Raw genomic sequence first — 12,011 nt, 5'->3', positions numbered from 1 at the left:
CTCGTTAGTTTAAACATCGCGTTTACCAGGTGATGCCTTGTCGTCGATCCAGAACCCACACAGTGAGCTTGTTGGCGCGTTGTATCGCGACCATCGTGGCTGGCTGTTGGCCTGGCTTCGACGCAACGTGGCCTGCCCAAGCCGCGCCGAAGACCTGAGCCAGGACACCTTCATGCGCCTGCTCGGCCGTGATGAGTTGCGTGAACCCCGCGAACCAAGGGCGTTCCTGGTGGCAATCGCCAAGGGCTTGTTGTTCGACTACTTCCGTCGCGCGGCCCTGGAACAGGCGTACCTCACTGAACTGATGCTGATCCCGGAAAGCGAACACCCGTCGCCGGAAGAACAGCAACTGATCCTCGAGGACCTCAAGGCCATCGACCGCCTGCTCGGCAAGCTGTCGAGCAAGGCTCGCGCCGCCTTCCTCTATAACCGCCTCGACGGCATGGGCCACGCCGAAATCGCCCAGCGCCTCGGCGTGTCGGTGCCCCGCGTGCGCCAGTACCTGGCCCAGGGCATTCGCCAGTGCTACATCGCGCTGTATGGCGAGCCGTTGTGACGGTGATCAGCTCCAGACCCGTCTCGGCCCGCGTGCTGGATGCGGCGATTGCGTGGCAGCTGTCTCTCGATTCGGGCGACGGCAGCGTGATTGAGCGTGAAGAATTCGATAAATGGCTGGCCAGCGACGAAGAACACGCCCGAGCCTGGCGCCAGTTGGGCATGCTCGACCAGCGTTTCAGCGTGGCCTCGGGTCCGGCGCGGGCGGCGTTGCTGCAATCGCGTGAAGGCATTCGCCAGCGCGTGCGCAAGCTGGGCAGTGGTCTTGCCAGCATCGCGCTGGTGATTGGCCTGGCGCTGTTTGCCGGTGAACGCTATGTGCCGATCCACTATTGGCTGGCCGACCAACGCACCGCCACCGGCGAGCAGCGCACGCTGAAGCTGGCGGACGGCACGCTGATCAACCTCAATACCCACAGCGCCATCGACGTGCGTTTTGACGAAAAACGCCGACTGATCGTGTTGCAGGAAGGCGAAATCCTGGTCGAGACCGGCCACAACGATGCGCGGCCATTCTATGTGCAAACCCGCGACGGCAGCCTGCGGGCGCTGGGTACGCGGTTTATCGTCAGGCGCGAAGACGACGCTACGCGCTTGAGCGTGCTGCAATCGGCCGTGGCCGCCCAGCCCGAAGCGCTGAATCAGGAACAGATCTTCAAGGAAGGCCAGCAAGTGCTGATGCGCAGCGATGGTCTCGGCCCTGCACTTGCCGTCACCCCCGCCACCGACGCCTGGACTCGCGGCATGCTGGTGGTCGATAACGCGCGCCTGGGCGATGTGGTTGCGGAGCTCAGCCGTTACCGCACCGGTTACCTGGGGGTGGATAAAAACATCGCTGACCTGCGCATCACTGGCAGCTTCCCGCTGCACGACACCACGCTGGCGCTCAACGCGCTGCTGCCGACGCTGCCGGTGCAGATCGAGCAGCACACGCCGTGGTGGGTGACCGTGATCGGCAAGGCACCCGCGGCCAAATAAAAAATATTTTCATCCTGCCCTATCACTTTTCGATTCTCGTTCGGCACCTAGGCAATTGCGAAATATTTCCATTCAGGAGCCGCCCTATGTCCCGCACGCTAGACACCTTGTTGCGCCCCAGCCTGTTAGCCGTGGCGATTGCCCTCAGCGCCCCGCTGGCCAGCACTTCGCTGATCGCCGCGGAACAGGCGTCCAGCGTGCGCACCTACAATCTGCCGGCGGCCCCCCTGGCCACCACCCTGAACCAGATCGCCAGCCAGGGCGGCCTGGCGCTGACCCTCAGCCCGGCCTTGGCGTCGGGCAAGACCTCGGCGCCGGTCAAGGGCCAGTTCGATGCTCCGGGCGCGCTGCGTGAAGCACTGCGTGGCACGGGGTTGCAGCTTGAGCAGAGTACGGCGGGGACCTACACCCTGGTGGCGATTCCAGAAGGCGTCGTGGCGTTGCCGACCACCAATATCACCGGCCAGGACAGCTATGAAAGCGCCTGGGGCCCGGTCGACGGCTACTTGGCCAAACGCACCGCCGCAGGCACCAAGACCGACACCGCACTGGTCGAGGCGCCACGTTCGATCTCGGTCGCCACCCGCGAGCAGATGCAAGACCGCAACGTGCAGAACCTGGATGACGCGGTGAAATACATGCCGGGCATCGTGTCCGCCAGCTACGGCAGCGACACCCGCTACGACTGGATGCGTGTACGTGGCTTCGAACCCACCCAGTTCCTCGACGGCCTGCCGCTGCCACGTGGCGTCTACGCCAACCCGAAAGCCGAGACCTGGAACCTCGACCGCCTCGCCCTGCTGCGCGGCCCGGCCTCCTCGGTATACGGCCAGACCCCGCCGGGCGGCCTGTTGGACATGGTCAGCCGCCGTCCCAGCGAGGAGTCAAGCAACGCCGTCCAGGTGCAATACGGCAGCGATAACTACCGTCAGATCAACTTTTCCAGCACCGGCAAGATCGACGATGACGGCCAGTTCCTCTACGGCCTCAGCGGCGTGGTGCGCGATGCCGGCACCCAGGTCGACCACATCGACAACAAGCGCTACAACCTTGCGCCGAGCCTGACGTGGAACATCGATCCGGATACCAAACTGACCTTCCTGTCGCAGTTCACACGTGACGATACGGGCACGACCAGCCAGTTCATGCCGATCCAGGGCACTAAGATCAAGTCGCCGCTGGGTGACGTTTCCCACCACAAGAACCTGGGCGACCCGGACTACGAGTTCTACGACCGCACCTACTACGCGCTGGGCTATGCGTTCGAACACCGTTTCAACGACACCTGGCAGTTCAAGCAGAACCTGCGCTACACCAAGTCGGAACTGGACTTCCGGCAGTTGACCGTGGGCTCCTATGCATTTTCCCCGGCAAATGCCGCGGGCGATATCAGCCGCTCGACCACCAACGTCAACGAAAGCATTGGCCAGTTCGCGGTGGATAACAATTTCCAGGCGGATTTCGCCACGGGCGACGTTATCCACACCCTGTTGCTCGGCCTGGATCACCAACGCACCGACACGTCCTACCGTGCGATTTACGGAACCGCGTCAAACATCAACATCTTCAACCCGATCAACACCACGCCGACGCTGCGCCCAACCGGCGTGCGACCTTTCTACGACTACAACCAGAAAACCGTGCAAACCGGCCTCTACGTGCAGGACCAGATGGCCTTGGACAAATGGCGCCTGACCCTGGGCGGGCGTGAAGACTGGGTGCATCAGGGCACCACGTACTTCAACGATAACGACGCGACCAACACCGACCGCATCAAGCATTTCAGCGGCAACGCGGCGCTGAGCTACGTGTTCGACTCGGGCTTCGTACCGTACTTGTCCTACGCCGAGTCCTTCCAGCCGGCGAGCAACGCCGATACCAATGCCACCAAGACCTTCAAACCGACGGAAGGCAAGCAGTGGGAAATGGGCGTCAAGTATCAGCCGCCCGGCTCCAACACTTTGCTGAGCGCAGCGGTGTACGACCTGACCCAGAAAAACGTGCAGGTCACGACGCTCGGCGCAGGGGGCCAGCAAATCAACAGCCAGACCGGCGAAGTGAAGGTCAAGGGCCTGGAGCTGGAAGCCGTGTCTGACGTGACCGAGAACCTCAAAGTCATCGCCGCCTACACCTTGGCCAAATCCGAGGTGCAAAAGGGCATCTACAAAGGCAACCGCCTAACGTTGATGCCTAACCAGCAAGCCTCGCTGTGGACTGACTACACGTGGCACACTGGCCCGCTCGATGGCTTCGGCATCGGCTTCGGCGCGCGCTACACCGGCAACACCTACGGCGACCAGGCCAACACCTGGCTCGGCAAGGCCAACGCCTATACCGTGTTCGACGGTTCGGTGCATTACGACCTGGGCCGCCTGGACAACAGCCTCAAAGGCGCATCGGTCAAGTTGAATGCCACCAACCTGTTCAACAAGGACTACCTGTCGACCTGCGATGGCAACTACTGCTACTTCGGCGACCAACGCAGCGTCGTCGCCAGCGCCACCTACCAGTGGTAATCGGCTGAGTTAACCCCAGGCCGCCCCCGTGGGCGGCTTTGGTGTGTCTGAAGGTTGAAAAAATGAAAAGCAAAACCATCCGCCGCTGGTCCTTCATCCACACTTGGACCAGCCTGATCTGCACGGTATTCCTGCTGCTGCTCGCGCTCACTGGCCTGCCGTTGGTGTTTCACCATGAGATCGATCATCTGCTGGGCAACGAGCCGGAACTGGCGCAAATGGCTGCTGACACGCCGCAGCTCAACCTCGAACAACTCGTCAGCGCCGCCCAGGCCCATCGCCCCGGCGATGCCCTGCAATACTTGGCCTGGGACGAGGATGACAAGAACGGCGTGATCGCGATCATGGCCGCCACCGCTGGCACCGAGCCCAACGCGTCCCACACCTTCATGCTTGATGCGCGCACCGGTGAAGCCGTGGAAACCCCGGCGGCCAACGGTGGATTCACCTTGTTTCTGCTGCGCCTGCACGTGGACATGTTCGCCGGCCTGCCGGGCAAGTTGCTGCTGGCGTTCATGGGCATTCTGTTTGTGCTGGCGATTATCTCGGGCACGGTGCTGTACCTGCCGTTCATGCGTCGCCTGAAGTTCGCCACGGTGCGCCAGGACAAATCCACGCGCCTGCGCTGGCTCGACCTGCATAACCTGATCGGCGTGGTCACCCTGACCTGGGCCCTAGTGGTGGGCGTGACCGGCGTGATCAGCGCCTGCGCCGACCTGATCATCGCCGCCTGGCGCCAGGACAGCCTCAGCGCCATGATCGAGCCCTACAAAAACGCCCCGCCGCTGACCCAGCGCGCACCGGCTACCGAACTGCTGACCATCGCCGCCAAGGCCGCCCCCGGCATGGAGCCGGACTTCATCGCCTTCCCCGGCACGCGCTTTTCCAGCGAGCACCACTACGCCGTGTTCATGAAGGGCAGCACCCACCTGACCTCGCACCTGCTCACGCCGGTGCTGATCGACGCCAGCACCCTCGCTGTCACCGCCATCGCCAAACGGCCGTGGTACATGGACGCCATGGGCATGTCCCAGCCGCTGCACTTCGGTGACTACGGCGGCATGCCGATGAAAGTCCTTTGGGCAGCGCTGGATGTGCTGACCATCATCGTGCTGGTCAGTGGGATTTACTTGTGGATGGTGCGGCGCAAGGCGGGCAAGGCATGAAGCCGCGTCAATCGAACTTCTGGAAAGTGTTTGGTATCCCGCTGGGGATCGGCCTGCTCAGCGCGGCCGGGTTGTTTGCGGCGTTGCTGGGGGACGGGCTGTGGGATTCGCTCAGTTGGGTCGGCTTGGGCATTCCCGCTGCAATTGGCACTTGGGCCTTGCTCAAGCGGTGAGATAGATTAGCCCGGCCCTTTCTTGAGGAATGCCCATGTCCGCTCCCAGCATGACCTTGTTCCACAACCCCGCTTCCCCCTTCGTGCGTAAGGTGCGCGTGCTGCTGGCTGAAACCGGCCAGCAGGACCGCGTCGCGCTGCACGGCTGCATGCCGATCCCGGTCAACCCGGATGCGCAGGTGGTGCAAGGCAACCCCGTGGGCAAGATCCCGGCCCTGCGCCTGGCCGATGGCACGGTATTGCACGACAGCCGGGTGATCCTCGATTACTTCGACCACCAGCACGTCGGTAACCCACTGATTCCCCGCGACGGCTCGGCCCGCTGGCGCCGCCTGACACTGGCCTCGATGGCCGACGGCATCATGGATGCCGCCGTGTTGGTGCGCTACGAAACGGCCCTGCGTCCAGCCGAAAAGCATTGGGACCAGTGGCTCGATGAGCAGCGCAACAAGATCCGTCGCAGCCTCTCTGAATTGGAGGCGGATGCGATTGCCGAACTGACCAGCCACTTCGACATCGCCGCGATCAGCGTGGCCTGCGCCTTGGGTTACCTCGACTTCCGCCATCCGGACATGCAATGGCGCCTGGATAACCCGCAGCTTGCCGCCTGGTATGCCGAGGTCAGCCAGCGGCCTTCGATGCAACAGACCCAACCCCCGGTGTAAGATTTTACTGTGGCGAGGGAGCTTGCTCCCGTTGGACTGCGTAGCAGGCCCATTCTTTGGGGCCGCTTCGCGCCCCAGCGGGAGCAAGCTCCCTCGCCACAGAAAATAGCTGATTAATCCGTAGCACCAATTTTGCCCGCTCCAGCCTATCCTCCCGCAACCCGATCATTGCACCGCCTCCAGGTCAAACTCCAAAGGCTCAACCGCCTTGCGCTTGCCCACGCCATACCAATCCAACTTGCGTGTCAGCACCATCACCGTGCCCAGCAGGCCGAACAGCAGCAACGAGCCCATCAGCAACGCGTAATCCTCGGCACTCAACAGCCCGTACAACAAGCCATACAACGCCGCCAACCCCGCTGAAAACCCCAGCCCGTGAGCGACGCTGCGCAGCACGTGGCACACATAGAAGCCAATCAACAACACACAGGCGCTGGCAGAGATGAGGTAAGCCAGGGCGAACCCGATGTGCTCGGACAACGACAGCAACAACAGGTAGAACAACGCCAGCGCAAACCCCACCAACGCGTATTGGATTGGATGCACCGCCAGGCTCTTGAGCACTTCGAACAGGAAGAAGCCGGCGAAGGTCAGGGCGATGAACAGCAGCGCGTATTTGATCGCACGATCGCTCTTGAGGTACTGGTCCACCGGGTCGATGAAGTTCACGCCGAAGCTGCGGTTGTTGAAGTCTTCACAGCCCTGCTTGTCCAGACAGGTTTGCAGGGCTTGTTCAAGGTTGGTGGAGAAGAACGAGGTCTGCCAATTAGCGGTAAAACCCTTATCGGTAATCTCACGTTGTGCCGGCAGGAAATTGCCGATGAAGCTGGGATGTGGCCAGTTGGAAGCGAGTGACACCTGGCTGGTCTTGCCCACCGGCACCACTTGCAGTTGCTCGGTGCCTTGCAGGCGCAGGTCGAAGGCGAAGTCCACGACGTTGGGCTTTTTGCTGTCGTGCTCCGGCAGTGTCACGTGCACGCCCTCACCCAGCCAGTCCACCTGGGAGCCGGGCTCGAACTCCAGTTGCTGGCTGCCCAGCTCCAGTTTCAGCGCGTTCTCGATGCCGCGAATATCGCTGATGCCCACCGCCAGAAATGCCGGCTCAAAACGGTAATCGGTAAAATTCTCCGTAATGCCCAATTGCGCAGGCAGCTCGAAACGCCCGCTGATGCGGTTGTCGGCATGGAACAGCCGCGCCTGGTAGATGCCCCGCGCACGCAGTTCGGTTTGCACTTTGCCGTCGAGTTCAAATCGATCCGGCAGGAAATACAGACGACCGCGCTCTTCCCGGGTGACTTCGTAGCGTTTATTGAGCTTTTCATTGAGCTTCCACTCGCGCACGGTCTTGCGATAAGGCACCACCATCACCGGGCCGGTGAGGCGCTGGCTGTAGCTGGAGCTACGGGCAATGTCATCCAACACCTGATCACGCGTGAACTGGCGGTCGGCGATGATGCCGTTGATCATCAGCAATGGAATCAGCAATACCAGCATCAGCAGCGCAATCGCGCCAAGTTTGAAAAGCAGGCTGCGGTTCATGGGTCTCTCCCTGTTTTGATGGGGAGAGTCTGGGCAGCCCGTGTGGGCGATTTATGTGGGCAATGTGGAGACTGTGTGGAGATGCAGTACCACCTGCACGCCGCCGTCGACATTGCCGATCTGCAATGCGCCGCCGTGCAATTTCATCACTTCCTCGACAAAGTTGAGGCCCAGCCCCGTGCTTTTGCGCCCACTGGCCGGGCGTGGCAGCGAGTAGAAACGCTCGCTCAGGCGCGGCAGGGCGTAGTCGGGAATCGGTGCGGCCTGGTTGAACAGGCTGACTTGCACGTCGTTGTGTCGCGTCTGTGCGCTGAACTTCAACAGGCCGCCGGGCGGTGTGAAGTCCAAGGCGTTATCCAGCAGGTTGCCCAGAGCCTGACGCAGCAGGAAGGGTTCACCGTACACCTTCACATCCGCCGCAATCGACTGCTCGACCTGCAACCCGGCGCCTTCAATCCGCGCGCACTGAGCCTTGAGCACTTCATCGACCATCGCCGCCAGCGGGATACTCGCCTGCTCTTCCAGGCCCTGACGCTGTTCGACCTGCGCCAGGTTCAGCAGGCGCTCGATCAGCTGCTGCAGACGCGCGCTTTCGCTGTCGATGTTGCTGACGAAGCGCTGCTGTTGCTCGCGGGTCATCTCACCCTGCAACAGCTCCGCCGCACCGCGGATCGCGGCCAATGGGCTCTTCAATTCGTGGGTCAGGGTGTGTACGTAATGTTCGACGTAGGCCTTGCCTTCCAACTGCGTGCGCATGTGCTCGACGGCGGTGGACAGCTGCTTGAGTTCACCGCCACGGTAATGGGGCAGCTCGGCACGCCGCCCCTCGCTGACGGCTTCGGCGTAGGCGGTCAGACGGCGCAGCGCCACGCTCAGCCACCAAGACAGCAGTGCGCCCAGCAGCAGGCCCAGAATCACCAGGCCCGCGCCGTACCACAGCAGGCGGCGCTCGGTGCGGTCGACATAAGGCTGCAATGAACTGTTCGGCTTGGCCACGGTGACCACGCCGATGATCTGGCCATTGTCACGGATCGGCGCGCCCACGTGCATCACCGACGAGGCGGGGTCATCCAGTTCGCTACGGGTAGAGCGCGCGCCATACTCGCCACGCAGGGTCAGGTAGACGTCGTTCCACTTCGAATAGTCTTGCCCCACCGCTTCGCCCGTAGAGTCGAGCAACACGGTGCCCTTGGCATCGGTTACGTAGATACGGTGGTTGACCTGGTTCTTCGGCAAGCCCCAGATGGTCGCGCCCGGCTGGCGGTTGCCATAGGCCTTGAGCAGCTCCGGCCAGTGGCTCTGGCCGAGAGTGCCGTTCTTTACGTCACTGCGCACGATCTCGGCCAACAGGTTGGCGGTATCCACCAGGGTTTCTTCGGTGGACTGGCGCACGCCAGGGCGGATTTCCTTCATCACGGTGCTAAGCACGAAGTAGCCAGTCAGGCCGACAAACAGCGCATACACCAGGAAAATCCGCAGCCCCAGGCGCATCAGCTGTTGCTCGGGCTGTAGCTGTAGCCGAGGCCACGATGGGTCTGGATCGGCTCGGCATCGGCAGCCACGCTGCGCAATTTGCTGCGCAGGCTTTTGATATGGCTGTCGATATTGCGCTCGTAACCCGCATCCGCCGCCACGCCCACCGCGTCCAACAGTTGCTCGCGGCTGAACACACGCTCGGGCTGTTCCAGCAGGCTTTGCAGCAGGCGAAATTCATGGCGTGTAAGGCTCAACGGCTGGCCGCGATAGCTGATCTGCATGCGCTCCAGATCCACCTGGAACACGGCCGGCGCAGCACCTGGGCCAATGCGTTTCAGGATCGCCCGGACCCGCGCCGTCACCTCCCGTGGGCTAAAGGGCTTGACCACATAATCGTCGGCGCCGATCTCCAGCCCCACCACGCGGTCGATCTCGCCATCCCGCGCGCTGAGAAACATGACAGGCACTTCGCTGAACCGTCGCAGTTGCTTGCAGGTTTCAAAACCTGTGATATCCGGCAGGCCGATGTCGAGGATGATCAGGTCGGCGGGGGTCTGGCGCTGATGCTCCAGCGCCGCCTGGCCGAGGGTCAGCCAGGTGGTGGTGAAGCCCTCGCCTTGCAGGGCGAAGATCAGCGTGTCGGCAATCGCCGCTTCGTCTTCGACAATCAGAATATGCGGCATGTGGGTCCGTCAGCAGTCCGGTTTGTCGGCAGTGTAACGACGGGCCGGGTTTACTGCAGCGCCAAATTCACGCAGAGCCTTGGCGCCGATCAGCAACGGGTAGTTGAAGCTGCTGCGGTCGGTGAGGTTGACCTCGACGGTGCGCTTGACGTCGCCCAGGCACATTTCCAGGTCGATCACCGGGCGCTTGGCCACGGTGGCTTCGTCTTTGTCGTCGTCTTCGTCGGCGCGGCTCTTGATCTTGCTGATGCGCGACACCTTGTGTTCGTAGACTTTGTTGGAGGCGTCTTTGCCGCCGAGGCGGAAGCGCACCCAATCGTCGCCGTCACGGGTGAAGGTCTCGATGTCGCGGGCCGACAGCGAAGCCGTCAGCGCGCCGGTGTCCATCTTGGCCTTGAAGGTTTCGCCGATCTCCGGCAACTGGATGTATTCGTAGCGACCGTAGAGGGTCGGTTCGGCGGCCATGACCGGCAGGGCAGCCAGGGCGAGAGAGGCAAGGAGCAGTTTCACGAAGTGATTTCCTCGGAAAGAAGTAGGCGGATTCTAGACCGCAAAGGCAGCACTTAGTTAGCTCGCCCCAGCATAACCGGCACATTGTGAAACATTCGTCCGGCGAATTGGCATTTGGCCTCTAGACTCAAGCTGCTTATCATGGCCCGCCCACAGGATTTCAAGAGTTACTTATGCGCCGCCTGCTCACCGGCTGTTTTGTCTCCTTGCTACTGCTGCTCAACACCCTGATCCTGATCGGGCCGTTGATGGTGTTTGCCCTGCTCAAGCTGGTGGCCCCTGGGCGCTCGCGTGACTACATGTCCTGGGCGGTGATGTGGATCGCCGAGACCTGGGCCGAGATCGACAAGCTGATTTTCGCCCTGTGCATCCCGACCCAATGGGATATTCGCGGCGGCGAAGACCTGCGGGGCGATACGTCCTACCTGGTGATCAGCAACCACCAATCCTGGGTGGATATCCCGGCGCTGATCCAGGCGCTGAACCGCCGCACGCCGTTCTTCAAATTCTTCCTGAAAAAAGAGCTGATCTGGGTGCCCTTCCTCGGCCTGGCCTGGTGGGCGTTGGATTACCCCTTCATGAAGCGCTACAGCAAGGCCTTCCTGGCCAAGCACCCGGAACTCGCCGGGCAGGACTTGAAGATCACCAAGGAGGCCTGCGAGCTGTTCAAGCGCCAGCCGGTGACGGTGGTCAATTATCTGGAAGGCACGCGGTTCAACGAAACCAAGCGCAAGCAGCAGGGCTCACCCTTCACTCGCTTGCTCAAGCCCAAGGCGGGCGGCGTGGCGTTTGTATTAGCGGCGATGGGTGAACAACTGGATGCCGTGCTCGACGTGACCGTGGTCTATCCACAGCACAGGATTCCGGGGTTCTGGGATTTGATCAGTGGCGCGGTGCCCAAGGTGATCATTGATATCCGCACCCGCGAACTGGATCCGGCATTGTGGCAAGGGGATTACGAGAATGATCCGGCGTTTCGCCAGACCATCCAGAACTGGGTGAACCAACTCTGGATGGAGAAGGACGCGCGCATCGATCAACTGCGCGCGGAGCGCTCTTAACTACCAGTGCCCCAGGCCTGGGCCAGCTTGCCCAGCACCGAGCTGCTGGCACCCTGGCCGCCCAGGTATTGCAGGATGACCGGGGCAAACTGGCCCACCATGCCGCTGTCCATGCCCAAGGCGCTGAAGGCGGTGTTCAGGTCGTTGGTGCTTTTCACATTACCCAACAGGCCATCCAGGCCGCTGGTCTTGCTGCCGCCGGTCTGGCCGAGCATCCCGCTCAAGGCGCCGAGGCTGCCCAACGCGTTGTTGCCCGACAACTGGTCGAGGCCCGGCACGCTGTTGCCCAACTGCGAATAATCGTTGCCGCTCAGCTTGTTCTTGGCCAGGCCGAGCATGGCGCCTGTACCGCCGACCGCTTGTTCGGGGGTGATGTTCAGTTGCGAGGTCAGTGCGCTTAACAGGCCGGCCGTCTCGGAAGACGGGGCGGCAGCGGCTGCCTTGTTATTGCCACCCTGCATGCCGGAAATCGCATTGGCTGCGTCGCCAAGGCTGAAGCCTGCAGCGAACACCGGGGCGGCTGCCAGGGTCATCAGGCAGGAAAGGGCGAAACCGCGTGAAATCTTCATCGAAACAACCTCTGGGTGTAAGAGCTAAAAGCAGGCGTTTGACTGACAGTCCGGAACGATTGTTCCCACACCAAGGTTAGTTCAGATTTTTCTGCATCCGAATGGCCTCGGCCCGCGTAT

The 12,011-nt window shown here is 61.9% G+C and carries 12 protein-coding genes; 7 read left to right on the top strand and 5 right to left on the bottom strand.

The window, feature by feature from the left end:
• Window positions 1-37 precede the first annotated feature (37 nt).
• The 6 genes from H096_RS10465 to H096_RS10445 all read left to right on the top strand — a co-directional run bounded on the left by H096_RS10465 (window position 38) and on the right by H096_RS10445 (window position 6,053).
• Window positions 38-556 carry an RNA polymerase sigma factor gene (locus H096_RS10465; protein WP_016977831.1) on the top strand — a complete coding sequence of 173 codons (519 nt, stop codon included), beginning with the start codon at window positions 38-40 and terminating at the stop codon, window positions 554-556.
• Window positions 553-1,533 carry a FecR family protein gene (locus tag H096_RS10460; RefSeq protein ID WP_033898070.1) on the top strand — a complete coding sequence of 327 codons (981 nt, stop codon included), beginning with the start codon at window positions 553-555 and terminating at the stop codon, window positions 1,531-1,533. Before H096_RS10465 ends, H096_RS10460 begins: the two co-directional genes overlap by 4 nt.
• An 86-nt stretch (window positions 1,534-1,619) precedes the next feature.
• A complete protein-coding gene (locus H096_RS10455) occupies window positions 1,620-4,049 on the top strand; it encodes a TonB-dependent siderophore receptor (protein WP_033898069.1) in 2,430 nt (809 codons plus the stop codon).
• A 62-nt stretch (window positions 4,050-4,111) separates the two neighbouring features.
• Window positions 4,112-5,215: a PepSY-associated TM helix domain-containing protein gene (locus H096_RS10450; protein ID WP_033898068.1), complete on the top strand. Its 1,104-nt coding sequence runs from the start codon at window positions 4,112-4,114 to the stop codon at window positions 5,213-5,215.
• A complete protein-coding gene (locus H096_RS34095; RefSeq protein WP_098467484.1) occupies window positions 5,212-5,388 on the top strand; it encodes a hypothetical protein in 177 nt (58 codons plus the stop codon). The genes H096_RS10450 and H096_RS34095 overlap by 4 nt, the downstream gene beginning before the upstream one ends.
• A 35-nt stretch (window positions 5,389-5,423) precedes the next feature.
• On the top strand, window positions 5,424-6,053 hold the full coding sequence (locus H096_RS10445; RefSeq protein ID WP_033898067.1) for a glutathione S-transferase N-terminal domain-containing protein: 630 nt from the start codon (window positions 5,424-5,426) through the stop codon (window positions 6,051-6,053).
• A gap of 165 nt (window positions 6,054-6,218) precedes the next feature.
• Here the strand turns inward: H096_RS10445 and creD are convergent, their stop codons facing one another.
• From creD to H096_RS10425, 4 genes are read right to left on the bottom strand one after another with little or no spacing between them, the layout of a single operon-like run.
• Window positions 6,219-7,592 carry a cell envelope integrity protein CreD gene (gene creD / locus H096_RS10440; RefSeq protein ID WP_033898066.1) on the bottom strand — a complete coding sequence of 458 codons (1,374 nt, stop codon included), beginning with the start codon at window positions 7,590-7,592 and terminating at the stop codon, window positions 6,219-6,221.
• Between the two features lie 51 nt (window positions 7,593-7,643).
• Complete coding sequence (gene creC / locus H096_RS10435; protein ID WP_033898065.1) at window positions 7,644-9,083, bottom strand: two-component system sensor histidine kinase CreC; 1,440 nt, start codon at window positions 9,081-9,083, stop codon at window positions 7,644-7,646.
• Window positions 9,083-9,751, bottom strand: coding sequence for a two-component system response regulator CreB (gene creB, locus H096_RS10430; RefSeq protein ID WP_033898064.1), 669 nt, complete (start codon window positions 9,749-9,751; stop codon window positions 9,083-9,085). Before creB ends, creC begins: the two co-directional genes overlap by 1 nt.
• Before the next feature lie 9 nt (window positions 9,752-9,760).
• On the bottom strand, window positions 9,761-10,261 hold the full coding sequence (locus H096_RS10425) for an ATP-dependent zinc protease (RefSeq protein ID WP_033898063.1): 501 nt from the start codon (window positions 10,259-10,261) through the stop codon (window positions 9,761-9,763).
• 173 nt (window positions 10,262-10,434) lie between these two features.
• Here H096_RS10425 and H096_RS10420 point away from each other — a divergent pair, with 173 nt between their 5' ends.
• A complete protein-coding gene (locus H096_RS10420) occupies window positions 10,435-11,322 on the top strand; it encodes an acyltransferase (RefSeq protein ID WP_033898062.1) in 888 nt (295 codons plus the stop codon).
• Here the strand turns inward: H096_RS10420 and H096_RS10415 are convergent.
• Window positions 11,319-11,891, bottom strand: a complete 573-nt coding sequence (locus H096_RS10415) for a DUF2780 domain-containing protein (protein ID WP_033898061.1) — start codon at window positions 11,889-11,891, stop codon at window positions 11,319-11,321. The genes H096_RS10420 and H096_RS10415 overlap by 4 nt on opposite strands.
• Window positions 11,892-12,011: the final 120 nt, after the last annotated feature.

The organism is Pseudomonas sp. FH1, from assembly GCF_000510895.2.
Lineage (GTDB): Bacteria > Pseudomonadota > Gammaproteobacteria > Pseudomonadales > Pseudomonadaceae > Aquipseudomonas > Aquipseudomonas azotoformans_A.
This window is presented reverse-complemented; position numbering and strand designations above follow the sequence as displayed.

Coding starts and splice junctions, on each gene's coding strand:
- H096_RS10455 (WP_033898069.1), top strand. CDS start 1,620: ATGTCCCGCACGCTAGACACCTTGTTGCGCCCCAGCCTGTTAGCCGTG.
- H096_RS10450 (WP_033898068.1), top strand. CDS start 4,112: ATGAAAAGCAAAACCATCCGCCGCTGGTCCTTCATCCACACTTGGACC.
- H096_RS34095 (WP_098467484.1), top strand. CDS start 5,212: ATGAAGCCGCGTCAATCGAACTTCTGGAAAGTGTTTGGTATCCCGCTG.
- H096_RS10445 (WP_033898067.1), top strand. CDS start 5,424: ATGTCCGCTCCCAGCATGACCTTGTTCCACAACCCCGCTTCCCCCTTC.
- creD (WP_033898066.1), bottom strand. CDS start 7,592: ATGAACCGCAGCCTGCTTTTCAAACTTGGCGCGATTGCGCTGCTGATG.
- creC (WP_033898065.1), bottom strand. CDS start 9,083: ATGCGCCTGGGGCTGCGGATTTTCCTGGTGTATGCGCTGTTTGTCGGC.
- creB (WP_033898064.1), bottom strand. CDS start 9,751: ATGCCGCATATTCTGATTGTCGAAGACGAAGCGGCGATTGCCGACACG.
- H096_RS10420 (WP_033898062.1), top strand. CDS start 10,435: ATGCGCCGCCTGCTCACCGGCTGTTTTGTCTCCTTGCTACTGCTGCTC.
- H096_RS10415 (WP_033898061.1), bottom strand. CDS start 11,891: ATGAAGATTTCACGCGGTTTCGCCCTTTCCTGCCTGATGACCCTGGCA.